At 43.7% G+C, this 16,320-nt stretch carries 19 protein-coding genes; 6 read left to right on the forward strand and 13 right to left on the reverse strand.

Annotated elements, in window-relative coordinates:
- Positions 1–43: 43 nt before the first annotated feature.
- The 3 genes from murB to A5867_RS18240 form a co-directional block, all read right to left on the reverse strand.
- The gene (gene murB, locus A5867_RS14665) at positions 44–943 is read right to left on the reverse strand and encodes a UDP-N-acetylmuramate dehydrogenase (protein ID WP_015510243.1); all 900 of its coding nucleotides are present in this window, start codon (positions 941–943) and stop codon (positions 44–46) included.
- A gap of 286 nt (positions 944–1,229) precedes the next feature.
- On the reverse strand, positions 1,230–1,385 hold the full coding sequence (locus A5867_RS18235; protein WP_228766564.1) for a type II toxin-antitoxin system PemK/MazF family toxin: 156 nt from the start codon (positions 1,383–1,385) through the stop codon (positions 1,230–1,232).
- A gap of 155 nt (positions 1,386–1,540) precedes the next feature.
- Entirely contained in the window at positions 1,541–1,711 is a 171-nt protein-coding gene (locus tag A5867_RS18240) for an AbrB/MazE/SpoVT family DNA-binding domain-containing protein (RefSeq protein ID WP_230319084.1), read from the reverse strand.
- Between the two features lie 213 nt (positions 1,712–1,924).
- On the opposite strand from A5867_RS18240, the gene A5867_RS14680 reads away from it, so the two are divergent.
- Entirely contained in the window at positions 1,925–2,677 is a 753-nt protein-coding gene (locus tag A5867_RS14680) for an exodeoxyribonuclease III (RefSeq protein WP_005234144.1), read from the forward strand.
- Positions 2,678–2,761: 84 nt separating this feature from the next.
- The gene (locus tag A5867_RS14685; RefSeq protein WP_010749886.1) at positions 2,762–3,295 is read left to right on the forward strand and encodes a 3'-5' exonuclease; all 534 of its coding nucleotides are present in this window, start codon (positions 2,762–2,764) and stop codon (positions 3,293–3,295) included.
- Positions 3,296–3,370: 75 nt separating this feature from the next.
- Here the strand turns inward: A5867_RS14685 and A5867_RS14690 are convergent, their stop codons facing one another.
- The 5 genes from A5867_RS14690 to A5867_RS14710 all read right to left on the reverse strand — a co-directional run bounded on the left by A5867_RS14690 (position 3,371) and on the right by A5867_RS14710 (position 6,922).
- Positions 3,371–3,886 carry a GNAT family N-acetyltransferase gene (locus A5867_RS14690; protein ID WP_010749887.1) on the reverse strand — a complete coding sequence of 172 codons (516 nt, stop codon included), beginning with the start codon at positions 3,884–3,886 and terminating at the stop codon, positions 3,371–3,373.
- A gap of 16 nt (positions 3,887–3,902) precedes the next feature.
- Positions 3,903–4,427, reverse strand: a complete 525-nt coding sequence (locus A5867_RS14695) for a GNAT family N-acetyltransferase (RefSeq protein ID WP_010749888.1) — start codon at positions 4,425–4,427, stop codon at positions 3,903–3,905.
- Positions 4,420–4,893, reverse strand: coding sequence for a tRNA (adenosine(37)-N6)-threonylcarbamoyltransferase complex ATPase subunit type 1 TsaE (gene tsaE, locus A5867_RS14700; RefSeq protein WP_010749889.1), 474 nt, complete (start codon positions 4,891–4,893; stop codon positions 4,420–4,422). The genes A5867_RS14695 and tsaE overlap by 8 nt, the downstream gene beginning before the upstream one ends.
- A 214-nt stretch (positions 4,894–5,107) precedes the next feature.
- On the reverse strand, positions 5,108–6,091 hold the full coding sequence (gene pta, locus A5867_RS14705) for a phosphate acetyltransferase (RefSeq protein ID WP_010749890.1): 984 nt from the start codon (positions 6,089–6,091) through the stop codon (positions 5,108–5,110).
- A 141-nt stretch (positions 6,092–6,232) separates the two neighbouring features.
- Positions 6,233–6,922 carry a uracil-DNA glycosylase gene (locus tag A5867_RS14710; protein WP_015510245.1) on the reverse strand — a complete coding sequence of 230 codons (690 nt, stop codon included), beginning with the start codon at positions 6,920–6,922 and terminating at the stop codon, positions 6,233–6,235.
- 131 nt (positions 6,923–7,053) lie between these two features.
- On the opposite strand from A5867_RS14710, the gene A5867_RS14715 reads away from it, so the two are divergent.
- Together A5867_RS14715 and A5867_RS14720 are read left to right on the forward strand one after the other, a co-directional pair.
- The gene (locus A5867_RS14715; protein ID WP_087627901.1) at positions 7,054–7,923 is read left to right on the forward strand and encodes a Cof-type HAD-IIB family hydrolase; all 870 of its coding nucleotides are present in this window, start codon (positions 7,054–7,056) and stop codon (positions 7,921–7,923) included.
- A gap of 39 nt (positions 7,924–7,962) precedes the next feature.
- A complete protein-coding gene (locus A5867_RS14720; protein ID WP_087627902.1) occupies positions 7,963–8,484 on the forward strand; it encodes a hypothetical protein in 522 nt (173 codons plus the stop codon).
- Positions 8,485–8,488: 4 nt separating this feature from the next.
- On the opposite strand, the gene A5867_RS14725 is transcribed toward A5867_RS14720, so the two are convergent.
- Together A5867_RS14725 and A5867_RS14730 are read right to left on the reverse strand one after the other, a co-directional pair.
- Positions 8,489–9,055: a GNAT family N-acetyltransferase gene (locus tag A5867_RS14725; protein WP_005228513.1), complete on the reverse strand. Its 567-nt coding sequence runs from the start codon at positions 9,053–9,055 to the stop codon at positions 8,489–8,491.
- A gap of 93 nt (positions 9,056–9,148) precedes the next feature.
- A complete protein-coding gene (locus A5867_RS14730; protein WP_087627903.1) occupies positions 9,149–9,526 on the reverse strand; it encodes a VOC family protein in 378 nt (125 codons plus the stop codon).
- A gap of 136 nt (positions 9,527–9,662) precedes the next feature.
- Here A5867_RS14730 and nrdI point away from each other — a divergent pair, with 136 nt between their 5' ends.
- Complete coding sequence (gene nrdI, locus A5867_RS14735) at positions 9,663–10,112, forward strand: class Ib ribonucleoside-diphosphate reductase assembly flavoprotein NrdI (protein ID WP_005228511.1); 450 nt, start codon at positions 9,663–9,665, stop codon at positions 10,110–10,112.
- Between the two features lie 41 nt (positions 10,113–10,153).
- Positions 10,154–11,803, forward strand: coding sequence for a DNA mismatch repair protein MutS (locus A5867_RS14740; RefSeq protein WP_087627904.1), 1,650 nt, complete (start codon positions 10,154–10,156; stop codon positions 11,801–11,803).
- A 67-nt stretch (positions 11,804–11,870) separates the two neighbouring features.
- On the opposite strand, the gene A5867_RS14745 is transcribed toward A5867_RS14740, so the two are convergent.
- From A5867_RS14745 to A5867_RS14755, 3 genes are all read right to left on the reverse strand, one after another.
- Positions 11,871–13,691 carry an alkaline phosphatase family protein gene (locus tag A5867_RS14745; protein WP_034869124.1) on the reverse strand — a complete coding sequence of 607 codons (1,821 nt, stop codon included), beginning with the start codon at positions 13,689–13,691 and terminating at the stop codon, positions 11,871–11,873.
- Positions 13,692–13,883: 192 nt separating this feature from the next.
- Positions 13,884–14,708, reverse strand: a complete 825-nt coding sequence (nadE, locus tag A5867_RS14750) for an ammonia-dependent NAD(+) synthetase (protein ID WP_010749896.1) — start codon at positions 14,706–14,708, stop codon at positions 13,884–13,886.
- A gap of 62 nt (positions 14,709–14,770) precedes the next feature.
- Positions 14,771–16,237 (reverse strand): nicotinate phosphoribosyltransferase, encoded by a 1,467-nt coding sequence (locus A5867_RS14755; protein ID WP_005228507.1) that lies wholly within the window; start codon positions 16,235–16,237, stop codon positions 14,771–14,773.
- Between the last annotated feature and the right edge of the window lie 83 nt (positions 16,238–16,320).

Consider the following 16,320-nt stretch of genomic DNA (forward strand, 5'->3'; position numbering starts at 1 on the left):
CTCATAAAAAAAGACTGCCCCTCGGGACAATCTTTTCGCTAATCTATTCTTCGCCGATGATTCGGACTTCTGTTTCTAAGGTGACATCAAAGGTTTCTTTGATGACTTGTTGGATATGAGCGATCAGTTCAACGTAATCCGTTGCAGTGGCTTGATCGACATTCACGATAAAGCCCGCATGTTTTTCCGAAATTTGGGCTCCGCCCCATTTCAATCCTTGTAAGCCTGCATCTTGGATCAGCTTTCCGGTAAAATGACCGACTGGACGTTTAAAGACACTCCCACAAGAGGGGTATTCTAGCGGTTGCTTCAATTGCCGCAATTCTGTCAGTTCATCCATCCGCTTTTTGATTTGCTCTTGATCGCCTTTTGCTAAATCAAAGCGACTGCTCAAAATGATCATCTTTTGCTCTTGCAATTTGCTATGACGATAAGCAAATTCCATTTCTTCCTTGGTATAAGTCACGATTTGACCATTAGCCAGCAAAACGTCGCAGGACGCAAAGACATCTTGGATTTCGCCATCATAGGCGCCAGCATTCATAAAGACGGCACCGCCGACACTGCCAGGAATCCCGCAGGCAAATTCAAAACCAGTCAACGATTCATGCAAAGCGACATAGGTGGTATCGATCAACTTTGCTCCAGCATCGACGATCAAAGAAGTGCCGTCTACCACGATTTGGTTCATTTCTGATAGCATGATCACCACGCCACGAATACCACCGTCACGGACGATCAAGTTGCTGGCATTTCCTAAGACGATCCAAGGAATCGCTTGTTCTCGGCAATAATCAAGTAGCTGTTTGGCTTCATCTGCTGTTTTGGGAAAAGCCAAAATGTCTGCCGGTCCACCAGTTTTTGTATACGTATAGTTCAATAAGGGTTCATCTTTTAATAAGGCAATTTCAGGGAATTGCGCAATCATCAAGTCTTTATTCACGAGAAGGTTTCCTTTCACAATAAACATCTCACTTATTTTAGCATGTTCAAGGAAAAGTTGCTACCTCTGGTGAATCAAAGAAAAGCTTAATGGTCGAATGACCCATAAGCGCCTCTTTTCGAATGACTTGATTAATAAAGAGTAAGCTTCAAAAAAAGTGTTTTGTTATTTCAGATAATCGTTCTTTCATCTCCGTAGTGACTTTATCGAATACTTCTAAGTTGCTGCGATGCAAGAAGTCCACACTGCAAATATGCTGACAAAGAATCGACCCTTGAACTTTACTTTATTGTGTTTCGGTAACTGTTTGAAACGCATTCGATCGAGCAAATTTTTCTTCTACATATTTTTTTGAGCTACTGATTGGCATCACTAAGATGGTATTGAAACTCTTGTTATAATAATCATTACTAACCACTACACTCGGTCTTTTTTTTGCCATTTCATTTCCTTTGGTGGGATTTAAGTCAATAAAAGAATATCTCCTTGCCTTACCATTCAATGTTCTCCTCACCTAAATCTTTTTCAAAAAACATCTCACCTGTGTCAAATTTTCCCATTTCTTCTATGATCGCTAATTCTTGTTTCCAAAAAGCTTCAAAAGGAAGGCGCTGCTTTTTCGCCTCTTACCTTGATCTCACCTTCTGGGGTAAATTCAAAAATTACCCAGTGATTCTCTTTTAAGCCTAGTATTTGCCGCACACTTTTTGGAATAGTTATTTGATTTTTCGAAGTCATTTTCGCTGAAACTTGCGCTTTGATCGTCATGAAACTGCCCCCTTTTCAAAATGACTGTATCATAAAATGGAAGTAAACGTAAGGAGCCATCGTTCCTTTTCCGTACTACAAACGAATTTTCTCTAGCATCCAAATTTAATCCTTATTCTTCCTCCTTGTTTTCCTCATTCCGCTCACTTGCTTTGCGCTTCTGGCTTTTTTAGGTAAAATGGGAGGCGTAGTGGAAAAGAAGGAGGAGTCTCAATGAAATTTATTTCTTGGAATGTGAATGGTTTACGGGCCATCGTTAAAAAAAATTTTTCTGAAGTGTTTGAAGCCCTCGATGCTGATTTCTTTTGTTTACAAGAAACAAAGCTGCAAGAAGGTCAGATCGAATTGGATTTACCAGGCTATCATCAATACTGGAATTATGCGGAGAAGAAAGGCTATTCTGGCACAGCAATTTTCGCAAAAGAACCTGCACTATCGGTCCGTTATGGATTAGGAATCGAAGAACATGATACGGAAGGTCGCGTCATCACGCTGGAGTATCCTGAATTTTTCTTGATTACTTGCTACACACCAAATTCCCAAAATGAATTGCGCCGCTTGGATTATCGCATGACTTGGGAAGATGCCTTTTTGGCTTACTTGACTGAATTGAAACAACAAAAGCCAGTGATTCTCTGTGGTGATTTGAATGTTGCCCATAAAAATATCGACATCAAAAACTGGAAAACCAATCAAAAAAGTGCTGGGTTTACACCTGAAGAACGGGAAAAGTTTTCGACTCTTTTGGCTGCTGGCTTTACCGATACGTTCCGCTATTTCTATCCAGATGCAGAAGGTATTTATTCTTGGTGGAGCTACCGTTTCAACGCTCGCAAAAACAATGCTGGCTGGCGCATCGATTACTTTGTCGTTTCGGATGACTTAAATGAGCGCTTGCTAGACGCCAAGATCCATACAGATATCATTGGCAGTGACCATTGTCCGGTGGAACTGGATCTCAACTAACCGTAGGAAAACTTCAGTTTTTCTTAACGTTTGTTCGCTTTTCATTCTTTGATTTTGTGCTAGAATGGCAATGAGGTGAGTCTGATGAATTTTATCGCAATGGACTTTGAAACAGCAAATTATCAAAAGCATAGTGCCTGTTCCCTTGCACTAGTCATGGTACAAGATAGCAAAATCGTGGGCGAATATTACACATTGATCCAACCGGAAACGGAATTTTTTTGGAAAAACATTCAAATTCATGGCATCCGTCCAGAAGATGTACAAGAAGCGCCTAAGTTTCCTGACGTATGGAAACAAATCCAACAATATTATCAACTGAACAGTTTGATCGTTGCGCATAACGCTGGTTTTGATACTGGAGTTTTGGCGGGATGTCTTGATTATTATGGGTTGTCACAACCAAATTATCTTTCCTTATGCACGGTGCGAACGAGCCGCAAGCTGTATCCAGAATTTACGAACCACAAATTAAACACGGTTTGTGAGCAATTACAGATTCCTTTACTAAACCACCATGATGCACTAGAAGATAGTCGGGCATGTGCCCAAATCTTATTGCGTCAAGAAGAAGAATTTGGTATCGATCCATTAAAAAAATTGGTTTTAGTCAAATAAATAAGAACGTGCGTCCTAAAGTCAGCATTGCGCTAGCCTTTAGGACGCACGTTTTCATTTAAGGAAGGATTCATTTTAAGTCAGATCGATCCAATAATGACAGATTATAGCGCCATCTTCAGGATCAATGACTTTTTCTGTCAATTTACCACCGTTGTTTTCAATGACTTTGGCGGAGGCGCGATTGGCTTCTTCACAGGTTACTAACACGTTGTTCAAGCCAAATTGTTTGGCCTTTACCAATGACTGTGCCAACATTGCCGAGCCGATGCCTTGCTTTCGATGGTCTGGGTGCACTGAATACCCGATGTGTCCGCCAATTTGTCGCAAATACGCATTAAGTGTCAGACGCAGATTCAAGAGACCGACCACTTTTTGATCTTGGATAGCCAGATAGGTACGGGCGGGAACGAATCCTTCTGGTACCGTTTCTGCTGTTTTAAAATCCACCAATCCCTCTAGCCAGTCTTTGGCTGTCGGACTTTCTACAAGTCCTGCCCCACCATGGATGACTTCTTGATTCTTCTCGAAGGCTTGCCGATACGCTTCGATTTGATCGCAGTCTGCGATCGTCGGTTCCCGAAACTCCATTTCCTTCACTCCTTTTTTATGATTCAAAAAGACGTGCCATCATCAAGACGTCAACTTTTTGCCCCTCGCGGGTTTGCACCGCTTCTTTCATACAGCCTTCTGTTAAAAAACCAAATTTTTGATACAGATGGATCGCCCGTAAATTTCTCGCTTGAACGGTCAACTCGATGCGGGTCAATTCGCCAACTTCTACTACCCAGTCCAGTAATTCTTCAATCAGGAGCGAACCTAAGCCTAAGCCCCAATAGTCTTTTAAAATCGAGATACCGATCTCCCCGACATGGGCTAATTGCCACTCTTCATGGCCTTTGACTGATGCCATGGCGATCAATTGTTCTTGATCAAATGCCAACAACAGCAAATAGTCGTCCCGTTCATAGATAGCGTCCAGCTGTTCTGCCAATAAGGCTTCTGGCAACGCCAAGCCGCTTTCGTCCATCAAAAGAAAATCCGTTTCTTCTCCTAGCTGTTGACTGACTGCTAACACAGCTTTGGCATCAGCACCCGTAGCTTCTTTGATCTGTAATTGGATCTCACTCATGGGCTGCCTGCCATTTTGTTGTGATCCGTTGCAAAAAGGCGGTTGCTTTGGTGCCATATGCATGACATTTCACAAGACGTTTTTGTTCATCTGTATCATCTTTTTCCAAAATCAGTTCTAAATAATCCTCTGGCAGGGAGGCTTCTAAGAGATTGCCCCATTCGATCACACACAAGCCATCCCCTTCGAAATAATCATCCAGTCCTAAATCTTCTGCACCGTATTCCACCCGATAGACATCCATATGATACAGCGGTAGCCGCCCATTGGTATATTCACGAATGATCGTATAGGTCGGACTTTTGATCAGTTGCTCGATTCCTAGCCCCAAGGCGATGCCTTTCGTCAAGGTTGTTTTGCCAGCACCTAAATCGCCCGTCAATACCAGATTATCCCCTGGCTCGGCTGCCTCTCCAATGATTTTTGCAAATGCTGCGGTTGCTTCTAAGTCGTTAATGGTAAACATAGTCCCCATCCTTTGATCAATCTAATTTACTAGTTGCTAGTATAGCTTGTTTTTCAAGGAATTGTAAAGAAGGAGCTTAGGGAAAATTTCCCGACGATCACTGGATCGTTGCTTTTGCGCACACTTCCTCCTTTGCTGCCCTCAACTTTCCAAGAGCAAAACAAAAAACTGACCCTCAAGGGATCAGTTTTTCATAAGTGCAGCGATTGGCTACTTATTTTTCCATTAGTGTTTGTGCCGCAGTAATGATTGATAATTTGTAGACATCTTCTTCATTTGAACCACGAGACAAATCAGAGATTGGTTTGTTCAATCCTTGTAAGATTGGTCCAATTGCTTCAAAGTTACCGAAACGTTGGGCGATCTTGTAGCCAATGTTTCCTGATTGTAAATCTGGGAAAACAAAGACGGTTGCTTTACCTGCTACTTCAGATTCAGGAGCTTTCAATTGCGCAACTGCTGAGATATACGCAGCATCGAATTGCAATTCTCCATCGATTTGGTATTCTGGTGCCAATTCTTTGGCGATTTTTGTTGCTTCAACGACTTTATCTACTTCTGGTGCTTTCGCAGACCCTTTCGTTGAGAAGCTTAACATAGCAACTTTTGGATCGATTTCAAATAATTCAGCGGTTTTCGCTGAGTCAACAGCGATTTCTGCCAATTCTTGTGCAGTTGGGTTTACATTGATGGCACAGTCTGAGAACAAGTATTTTTCTTGGTCACGACCACGAACCATTAAGAAAGCACCACTTGTACGGCTAATGCCTGGTTTTGTTTTGATGATTTGTAAAGCGGGTCTTACTGTATCACCCGTAGAATGGATCGCTCCTGAAACCATTCCTTCAGTAATGCCCATGTAAGTCAACATTGTACCGAAATAGTTGACATCTTTTAAGATTTCTTCTGCTTGTTCTTTCGTTGCTTTGCCGTTGCGGCGTTCCACAAAAGCTTCAACCATTTCATCCCAACGATCATAATTTTCAGGATCTAAAATTTCAAAGTTTGATACGTTGATTCCGCGAGCTTCCGCTGCTTTTTCGATTTCAACCGGGTTACCGATCAAAACAGGTTCAATTAATTCTTCTGAACGTAAACGGCTAGCAGCACCTAGGATACGAGGATCTGTTGCTTCAGGAAAAACGATTTTGATATGACGACGCACGATTTTAAATTTTAAACTTTCGAATAATTCCACGGGTAAAGACCTCCAGTTTTTTTATACCCTTCCATTGTACAATAATTGCGAAAAAAAGAACAGATAAAAATCCTGTATTAGTCGATTATTTTAAATATCGTTACCTTTTTCACAAATTTACTCATTCTAAATAACACAGTTTTACAACTGTGTTATTTTTTCGGGCAACGCCCAGGAAATCGGTTCTTCCCCTAACGCCAGCAATGCTTGATTGATCTTAGAAAAAGGCTTCGAACCAAAGAATCCTCGATGCGCTGATAACGGACTTGGATGAGGCGCTGTTATAATAATATGTTTGCTAGTATCTAGCAACGCGGCTTTCTTTTGGGCGGGTTTGCCCCAAAGCACAAAAATGACCGGTTCTTCTCGTTGATTCAATTTTTCGATGATCGTATCAGTCAGCTGCTCCCAGCCATGCCCGTGATGTGAATAGGCTTGCCCTTCACGTACTGTCAACACGGTATTCAACAATAAGACCCCTTGTTGCGCCCAAGGCACGAGATAACCATGGGACACAGGTGGAATCCCTAAGTCATCAGCTAGTTCTTTGTAAATATTCCGCAACGAAGGCGGTATTTTGACCCCCGGCTGTACGGAAAACGACAGTCCGTGGGCTTGGTGAGGCCCATGATAAGGATCTTGACCTAAGATGACGACTTTTACGTCATGGTATGGCGTCAGTTTTAAGGCTTCATAAATATGATCCATCGCTGGATGGATCGTTTGCTGGGCATATTCTTGTTTCAAGAAAGTCCGCAGTTGTTGGTAGTACGGCTGCTCAAATGATTCCTGCAATTGTTCTTGCCAATCATTGTCCAATAGTCGTTTCATGGCGAATCTCCTTTGTTTTCTTCTAGGATAACAAATCCCTCCCCTTAGAAACAAGAATTACTCTTCGAAAGAAAAAAATGCGCGATTTATGGTACACTATTTGTAGAAACGATTAAGAAAGGACGCTGACAATGATCAAATTAATTGCTTCTGATATGGATGGTACGCTTTTAAATGCTAGTATGCAGATTTCAGAAGAAAATATCCAAGCAATCAAATATACCCAATCCAAAGGAATCGAATTTATGGTCGCAACTGGCCGTAACCGCAAAGAGGCTTTGCCGCCGCTGCAAGAAGCCGGGATCGACTGTGCAATGATCACCTTGAATGGTGCCCAAGTCTACGACGAAGCGGGTAATTCATTATTTACTGTGCCGATCAGCCATGAACAAACTCGTTCGTTGATCGACCTACTAAAAGAAAACGACATCTATTTTGAGATCTCCACGAGCAACGGGATCTATTCGGAAAGCCAAACACGTCGGATCGAAAATTTTGCGATCCACACGGCAGAAGCAATGCCCCATTTAACCCATAAGATGGCGATTGCTATGACAGCAGCCCGTTTAGAATTTTTACCGATCAATTATGTCGATGATTTCAGTGAGTTGTTTTCGATCGAAGAATTAGAATTTTTGAAAGTGATCTGCTTCCATCAAGATGGTGCGCGGGTATTGGGTCCTATCACGAAAATCATCGATGGGTACGGCGATTTAGTGGTGACTTCTTCTGGACAAAACAATATTGAGATCAACCACCGAAACGCGCAAAAAGGAATCGCAGTGGCGCATGTCGCTAAAGATCGGATGATCTCACTGGAGGAAGTGATGACGATCGGTGACAACTTAAATGACGTAAGTATGCTGCAACTGGCAGGCGTTAGTTTTGCAATGGGAAATGGCGAGTTAGAGGTAAAAGAAGCCGCGAAGTATTTGACGGACACCAATATTGAGTCTGGTGTCGGCAAAGCGATCGTTCGGGCAATTGATGAAAATCTTTAAATCACGCAGCTTTTTGGGGATACATGAGGAGGCGTAAGTATGTCAGAATTTTTCATCCAAGAAAGACAACTTAGCAGAGTCACACGCACCATTGTCAAAGATGAAACAGGCAAATCACTGTTTTTAATGGTGGGCCGTTGGGGAACTAAGGGCGATGCTCTTTCCCTTTACCGCTTGAATGGGCAAATGGTTGCTAGTATCAAACAAATCAGCTTTACTTTTGGTACGCGCTTTGAGATCTACAAAGACTTTGAGAAAGTCGGTACACTGCAAAAAATCTTTAACTGGCCGGGTGATTTCTACTATATCCAGCAACTTCACTGGGCGGTCCACGGCGATATCTACAATCATCGCTATGGGATCCATCATTTCAATAAAAAGATCATGGAAATGGATAAGGCGACCTTATTGACGGGGGATTATTATGTACTGGATGTCGTTGATGATCGGGATGCACCAGTCTGCATCTGTATCGCTGCCGTCATGGATTACTGGCTGTACAATCGGCACCGCAAGAAAGACCATCCTCTTGAGCTTCGACTAACAAATGGAACCAGCTGAAAAATCAGCTGGTTCTTTTTTGCATATGGTCGTATAGGTGGCCACTGATCTCTCTTTGGGCCACGACTTCAAAGCCATGCTTTTCATAGAGCCGCTTCGCATGGGGATTTGCTCGGTCAACACTCAAGCCGATCACCTCATAGCCATCTCTAGAAGCAATTTTCGGCAACGCTTCTAATAAGGCTGAGCCGACACCTTTGCCGCGAAATTTCTCAGCCACACAGATGGTATCTAAGTACCATTCATTTGGTAAGGTTTCTTCATCGATAAACAGCTTCATGTCTTTACTCAAACCGTACTGTTCCAGCACTTTATCTAGAGGCTGATCGATCGTCGCCTCTTCTTTGTCTGGGTATCCAAAGGCGACCCCAGCAACCTCCCCGTCGATCTCATTGACCAACGCACGGCGAAAGCCGTAACGATAGTCGGGTTCTAGCATGGCATCTGCCAAGATCTCTAAGGTCTTTGCTTCACCGATCTCTTTGACAAAGGGCAATTCCATATCCTTTAAAATGACTAAAACGAGTTCAGCCATGACAAAGCGATCTTCTTTTTTTGCAAATCTTATCACGTTTTCTCCTCCTTGCTTCTATACATAGAATAACAATTCTCTCAAGAAAAACCAAGTTGAATCGACAAAGGATCCACACAAAGTTTTCCCTATTTATTCATGCAATTCCAACGGCAAGCCGTCTGGATCTTGGAAAAAGGTCATTTTCTTATTCGTAAAGGTATCGAAACGAATCGGTTCACACGCAATTCCTTTGGCGGCTAACTTTGCCACGACTGCTTCAATATTTTCCACCGCAAATGCCAAATGTCGCAAGCCAGTTGCTTCAGGGAAACTTGCTCTTGCTGGTGGGTTTTCCACCACAAACAGTTCTATTTCTGATTCCCCAAAGCGCAGGTCGATTTTTACATCTTTCTTTTCTGGGCGCGCATGTTCACGAATCACTTCAAAGCCTAATTTCTCTACATAAAATTCTTTGGTCTGCTGGTAATCACTGGCGATGATCGCCACATGATGCATTTTTGAAAACATTATTGCCACTCCTTTGTATTGGACTCCTCTCTCAGTTTAAAGCCTTTGGCTGCATTTTACTAGAAAAGACTGCCGAAGTTCTCCTCTTTTCATAAATGGTTTCTGTTATACTAGAAAGCGGAAGGTGATGAAAAAAATGAAACTACTTTATATTTCAATCTCTGGAAATACTCGTGCATTCGTCAACCGCTTGTTGGCCTATGCGGATCAGCAAGACACTCCGAGTACTTGGGAAGCCAAAGAAATTCATGACAACAGTGTGTTTGAACAAGAAGACGAACCTTATGTGGTTTTTGTCCCTACCTATTTAGAAGGTGGAAATGGCGTCGATAACGGCGATCAGGAGATTCTCACAGAAACCATGCGGGAATACATTGACTATGAAAACAACGCAGCTCTTTGCTTAGGCGTGATCGGCAGTGGCAACAAAAACTTCAATTATCAATATTGCTTGACCGCAAAGCAATATGCGGAACAATTTTCGATCCCGTTCTTAGCGGATTTCGAGCTGCGAGGCACGACCCAAGATATTGAACGGATCTATGCTTGTTTGAAAGAAATCGATCCTGCCCACAGCAACACTTAACTTTAGCCAGCATTCATTAGCCATTAGGAGGACTTTTGCATATGGAACCACAAACGATGGTCATTTTGATCATACTCGCCAGCATTCTCATCTTGACCGCACTAGATATCTGGAATCGATACAAAGTACGCCGTTACGTTCGGCTTGCTTGGGGAAAGCTTCCCCGTCAGCCCCGCTTTGATAAAGAAGCGAGTTTGAAAAAGGCTTGGCTGACTGAGAAGAAGTTTCACGATTTTGATAGCGAGGTCGATGACATCACTTGGTATGACTTGGATGGCTTTTCGTTGTTTGAGTCCATTAATCTGACGTTTTCCAGTGTTGGTTCAGAAGCATTGTACCAGCAATTACGCAATTTTCGCTTCAAGACGGACAAACAACTGACCAAATTGATCGACTTTTTTGCTACTGACAGTGCCGCACGCGAACAATCCCAATATACGTTTGCTCGTTTAGGAAAACAAGATGATAATTTCTCAAAAGCCTACTTGGCCAATGAAGCTGCGCAATCGATCGGTTCTCTGCCGTTCTTTGTCTTTTTAGGTGTGCTGCCGTTAGTCGGCATCTTGCTGCTCCTGCTGGGGTTTGTCCAAGGCATCCTGTTGACGTTGGTTAGTGTCGTTTTCAATACGATCTATTACTCCATCAAAAAAGCCAAGCTGGAAACAGAACTGAACAGCATGCGCTATTTGGTTCAAACGATTGCCTGTGGCAGTCAGATCGCTAAAATCAACACGCCCCTCCAAGATGAGATCAAACAATCCTTGGCACCATTAAAAAAGATCACTCGTTTCGCCTTTTCGTTTCGTGCCAAAAACGGCAGCGAAGGAGACATGTTGTTTGAATACATCAATATCATTTTTATGCTGCCGTTTATTTCCTATCAAACGGTCACTACTACCCTGGCAAAGCACCAACAAGCAGCCATCGATCTGTGGAATTTGCTGGGAAAATTGGAAGTCGCAGCCGCCATTTTAAATTTTCGCACGTATATGCCCATCACTTGCCTACCGACCTTCCAAACAAGCGGAGGTGTACAAGCAACGGGTACGTATCACCCGCTTCTAAGTGAAGCAGTCATGAATGATGTTGCTTGGACCCACAATACCCTCGTGACTGGCTCCAATGCCTCGGGCAAATCGACGTATGTCAAAAGCATCGCCATCAATTGCATCTTGGCACAAACGATCCAGACAGCAGTTGCCGAAACCTTTACGATGGTTCCCGGTCACGTCATTACCTCGATGGCTGTCGAAGATGACTTGTTTGAAGGCGACAGCTATTTCGTCGCGGAAATCAAATCCATCAAACGCCTGCTAGACACCGTTGCCACGAACCAGCGCTGCTATTGTTTTGTTGATGAGATTTTAAAAGGAACCAATACGGTGGAACGGATCGCTGCTTCTGCCAGCATCATCCATTGGCTGCGTGCCTACCCATCATTGGCATTTGTCGCCACCCATGACATTGAGCTGACTGAAATTTTAAAAAACGACTGCCGCAACATTCATTTTTCTGAACAAGTCACGGAAGATGACGGCATCTCCTTTGATTACAAGGTCAAATCCGGTCCTGCCTTGAGCCGCAACGCGATCGCCCTCTTAAAAGTCATGGGCTACCCTGAAACGATCGTTCAAGACGCCTATGCCGCCGCCAATGATTTTGATCAAAACCGTAAATGGCAGGATTTATAACTTCCTACAAACAAAAGCGCCTTATCCTGTGACTAACACTGGGATAAGGCGCTATTTTACGTTTCAGTTAGTCAAACAAACCAGTCGTTAAACTGTATTGCTCTCCTTGTAACACATCGTATTGGATCAAATTGTAGGCATCATAGATTTCTTGGGCTTCTTGATCCAATGCAAGGGTCGTCTGCCATTGCCCGCCTTGATAGTATTGACCCATTTCAAAAGCTGGCAGCTCATCTTGCAAGGCCAATAACAACTGGTAAAACCCGCTCGTTGGTTGGTCACTGGCTTCTAATAGGTTCGGCGCAAAGTAAAAGGGACTTGTTACAGGTACATCTTCTGGGGCAAAATTTCCTTGCGAATCGACCATCAAAAACTCCGTTTCATGCAGGGCAGCCGTTTCATTTTGCTCCTTGATCTCATCGGCATAAATGCCTGGTAAATGATCCCCCCAAAAGACGACCAGCGTTCGCCGATCCAGCTGTTCTAATTCAGCTACAAAGTTTTTCAATGCTGTACTGCTGTAGGAGATATCCTGCAGGTAGTTTTCCAAAGAAGCCATATTGCCCGGACCGCTTGCTTGGTAATTCAAGGTATCGTATTTACCAGCATACGGCATATGGGTCTGCATCGTTACTAAATGAACAAATTGCGGTTGCTGATCGTTTTCCAACAATGCCAGCACTTCTTTGTAGGCCGCCTCATCAGAAATATAAGGATTATTTTCGATTTTGTCGGTATAGGTCATCGTCTCTTGATCGATAAACTGTTCAAACCCCATCACCCCATAGACATCCTTGCGTTTGTACATCGATGTATCGTAAGGATGGATCGCCGTTGCCGTATACCCTGATTGTTCCAAGAAAGAAACCAAGGATGGCAGTTGCGTCAATTTCGGCACCAGCATCGTGTAAGGCGTTGTCATCTGTGGATTCAATAGGCCCATGGCAAAACCAGTCAACGCTTCAAACTCGATGTTTGCCGTACCGCCTCCATAATTTTGCGAAAGCATTTTTCCACTGATGGTTTGATCGGCGACGTGGTAATAGTCTTTCAACGGATCGCCGGTGATCGACAAGCCATTTAAATGGCTCGGGTCGGAAAAGCTCTCGCTCATCACATAGACGATATTTGGTGCTTCACTTTCACGGTCTTGATTTTTCTCCGCAGCCTGTGCATTGTAGGTGTCCGCAATCGCTTGGATCGCTTCTTTTGAATACCCCTCAGGCTTCGTCATGGCATCTACCCGCAGGTTGTACAAAAACCCACCGATGAATCCCGTATTGTAGTAGTTCATTTTTTGTGAATACGGAATCCAGAGCGCCGTCTGATTGTAGGCTTTGCGTAAAAGGTTGTTGCTGTCGTTGAAGTGTGAAACATAGACTAAGCCCAGCGAGCATACGACCAGCACCGCTCCTCGCATCACTTGCAAACGCAGGTTTAATTTGCGGCTGCGATAGATACTCCAGCCGATCGCCCCGATCGCAGCCAGAGCGAAGAGGATGGCTAAGAAAAAGGCGCTATTGCCGATCATGGTTCGTAGAAGGTCGAATTGAGTGACCATCTTTAAATCATCGGGATAGATTGGTTCTTGGCGATAGACCATCTTTGTGTGGTTGGCATACCCTAAGATTCCGATGACGACACTATAAAAGACGCCTCCGATCAGTACCGAACCTGCCAAACTGGCAAACACCCCATACACCAGCAGCAGCACCCCACAAGCCAAGAAAAACTTTGCTGTATGCCACGAAAAGGCAAATTTCAGAGCTAATTCAACGGAAAGATTGTTTTGACACCATTGCAAATATAAATTACTGAAAATGATCAACAGGACGATGGCGATGCCTTTTAATGCGATCTTCAGATAAGGATGGCTATTTATTTTCACGAAGGAACATTCCTCCTTTTCTACACATTCTAGGTACCCTCGTATTTTATGCTTTCGAGGCAAGAAAGTAAAGCCGAGGTAAGAAGCTTTTGTTATTTTTAAAGAAAGCAAGCCTCATAAAAAAAGAGTCTAAGGTTTCTTGCCCCCTAGACTCTTCTTTCTATCCGAATGGAACTCAATCATTGGTTTCGTTTATTTCCAAAAATCATCAAAAATCGTGACTGGCAAGTGGCGTTTGTGTTGCGTTTTGTTCCACCAGTTTTCAATGGTTTGTTGGGCTTCAGCCGAAATTTCCTTGCCTTCTAAATAGTCATCGATGTCGTTGTAGGTCACTCCTAAAGCTGCTTCATCTGCCACTAAAGGTTTACCATCTTCCAAGTCCGCAGTTGGGACTTTTGTATACAACGCTTCTGGCGCGCCTAAATATTGCAAGAGTTGACGGCCTTGGCGCTTATTCAAACGAAACAGTGGTAAAATATCGGCTCCGCCATCCCCGTACTTCGTAAAGAAGCCGGTGATGTTTTCCGCAGCATGATCTGTTCCCAGAACAGCTCCTGCTTTTTCACCCGCAATGGCATATTGCGTGATCATCCGTTGACGGGCTTTGATATTGCCTTTATTAAAGTCGGAAACCGCTAACCCTGCTTCTTCCACCGCTTGTACTTGCGCATCGACGGCGGCTTTGATGTTTACCCGCAGCTCAATGTCTGGTTGGATAAACGCTAGCGCTTTTTTGGCATCTTCTTCGTCTGCTTGTTCCCCATAAGGTAAGCGTACCCCTATGAACTGATAGTTGGGATTCCCAGTTTCGCTGCGCATTTCCTCCATCGTCAATTGCGCAAGCCGTCCAGCTAACGTCGAATCTTGTCCACCACTGATCCCCAAGACAAACGTATGCAAGAACGGATTCTTTTGCAGATACGCCTTTAAAAAATCAATACTCTTACGAACTTCTTCTTTCGGGTCGATGGTCGGTAAGACTCCTAATTCTTTGATAATTTCTTGTTGCATGGTCATAGAAACGCCTCCTCTTATTTTTTGAAGCAGCTGACTGATCCTAGGACCAGCGCAGTTGCGGATTACAAAATCGCGCCATTGGTTTGTTTGCGTACTTTTTCAATCGTGCGCATTTTATGATCCCAGCATTCTTGCGAAAGATCGACTGGGTATTTCTGTGGATTCAAGTCACGTTTGTACTCGTCCCAAAGGGAATCCAAGCAATTCGTCGCATAGGCTTTGATGTGTTCTAAGTCAGGCACTTGATACACTTGCTGGCCATCTACAAAGATGTCTTGCAATAATGGTCGCGCATCAAAGTTCGTCACTGTTTTGTTGATAAAGGTATGAACAGGATGGAACATGAACAGTTCGTCTTCTGCTTGTGGATTTTCTTCCCATAGCGTGACATAATCGCCTTCTGACTTGCCGTCAGATTTACGGGTGATCCGCCAAACTTGTTTTTTCCCAGGGGTCGAAACCTTTTCAGCATTGCTGGATAATTTGATGGTGTCGATCATTTCTCCCTGCTCATTTTCGATGGCCACCAGTTTATAAACCGCGCCTAATGCCGGTTGATCGTAAGCGGTGATCAGCTTGGTGCCGACACCCCACACATCGATTTTCGCCTTTTGCATTTTCAAGCTTAGAATCGTATTTTCGTCTAGATCATTGGAAGCATAGACTTTGGCTTCCGTGAATCCCGCTTCATCCAGCTGTTCACGGACTTTTTTCGAGATATACGCCATATCGCCGCTGTCGATCCGCACACCTAAGAAATTGATCTTATCCCCCATCTCTTTAGCCACACGAATCGCATTTGGCACACCTAAGCGCAATGTATCATAGGTATCGACTAAGAATACGCAATCTTTGTGGGTTTGGGCATACGCCATAAATGCATCATAGTCATTGCCGTAGGATTGCACGAGGGAATGGGCGTGGGTTCCGCTGGCTGGGATGCCAAAAATCTTCCCTGCCCGCACATTACTCGTCGCATCTGCTCCGCCAATATAAGCCGCTCGGGTCCCCCAAATGGCTGCATCCAATTCTTGTGCCCGCCGTGAACCAAATTCCAACAAGGGATCCGTGCCGATCACGGATTTGATGCGGGCCGCTTTCGTGGCGATCAGTGTTTGGAAATTGACCATATTCAGTAACGCCGTTTCGATCAACTGTGCTTGTGCCAACGGCCCTTCTACTTGAATGATCGGTTCATTGTTGAAGACTAAATCGCCTTCTAACGCAGAACGAACGGTACAAGCAAACTTGAACTCCTTTAGATACTCTAAAAAGGCTTCTGGATAGCCACCGATTTCTCGCAAGTAGGCAATATCCGTTTCTGAAAAGGATAAATCGTTCAAATAGTCGATCAGTCGTTCCAGACCGGCAAAGATCGCATAGCCGTTTTCAAAAGGCATGTCACGGAAATAGCATTCAAACACCGCATTACGATCGGCTCTGCCTAACTCCCAATAGGTTTGCATCATGTTGATTTGGTAGAGATCGGTGTGCAGCGTCAAGCTGTCATCTTTAAATAATTTCTGCATGTTCTTACTCCCTCTAGCTTACTTCTTCTCATTATAGCAAAAAAAACACAAAAGACAGAAAATCTTGTTTTTTTCAAAAAAAA

The organism is Enterococcus sp. 6D12_DIV0197 (assembly GCF_002174385.1).
In the GTDB taxonomy this organism is placed as follows: domain Bacteria; phylum Bacillota; class Bacilli; order Lactobacillales; family Enterococcaceae; genus Enterococcus_D; species Enterococcus_D casseliflavus.

Excerpts from the sequence above, each read along its gene's own strand:
- A5867_RS18235 (WP_228766564.1), bottom strand. The coding sequence starts at position 1,385 with ATGGCAAAAAAAAGACCGAGTGTAGTGGTTAGTAATGATTATTATAAC.
- A5867_RS18240 (WP_230319084.1), bottom strand. The coding sequence starts at position 1,711 with ATGACGATCAAAGCGCAAGTTTCAGCGAAAATGACTTCGAAAAATCAA.
- A5867_RS14680 (WP_005234144.1), top strand. The coding sequence starts at position 1,925 with ATGAAATTTATTTCTTGGAATGTGAATGGTTTACGGGCCATCGTTAAA.
- A5867_RS14685 (WP_010749886.1), top strand. The coding sequence starts at position 2,762 with ATGAATTTTATCGCAATGGACTTTGAAACAGCAAATTATCAAAAGCAT.
- A5867_RS14690 (WP_010749887.1), bottom strand. The coding sequence starts at position 3,886 with ATGGAGTTTCGGGAACCGACGATCGCAGACTGCGATCAAATCGAAGCG.
- A5867_RS14695 (WP_010749888.1), bottom strand. The coding sequence starts at position 4,427 with ATGAGTGAGATCCAATTACAGATCAAAGAAGCTACGGGTGCTGATGCC.
- tsaE (WP_010749889.1), bottom strand. The coding sequence starts at position 4,893 with ATGTTTACCATTAACGACTTAGAAGCAACCGCAGCATTTGCAAAAATC.
- A5867_RS14710 (WP_015510245.1), bottom strand. The coding sequence starts at position 6,922 with ATGAAACGACTATTGGACAATGATTGGCAAGAACAATTGCAGGAATCA.
- A5867_RS14715 (WP_087627901.1), top strand. The coding sequence starts at position 7,054 with ATGATCAAATTAATTGCTTCTGATATGGATGGTACGCTTTTAAATGCT.
- A5867_RS14720 (WP_087627902.1), top strand. The coding sequence starts at position 7,963 with ATGTCAGAATTTTTCATCCAAGAAAGACAACTTAGCAGAGTCACACGC.
- A5867_RS14730 (WP_087627903.1), bottom strand. The coding sequence starts at position 9,526 with ATGTTTTCAAAAATGCATCATGTGGCGATCATCGCCAGTGATTACCAG.
- nrdI (WP_005228511.1), top strand. The coding sequence starts at position 9,663 with ATGAAACTACTTTATATTTCAATCTCTGGAAATACTCGTGCATTCGTC.
- A5867_RS14740 (WP_087627904.1), top strand. The coding sequence starts at position 10,154 with ATGGAACCACAAACGATGGTCATTTTGATCATACTCGCCAGCATTCTC.
- nadE (WP_010749896.1), bottom strand. The coding sequence starts at position 14,708 with ATGACCATGCAACAAGAAATTATCAAAGAATTAGGAGTCTTACCGACC.
- A5867_RS14755 (WP_005228507.1), bottom strand. The coding sequence starts at position 16,237 with ATGCAGAAATTATTTAAAGATGACAGCTTGACGCTGCACACCGATCTC.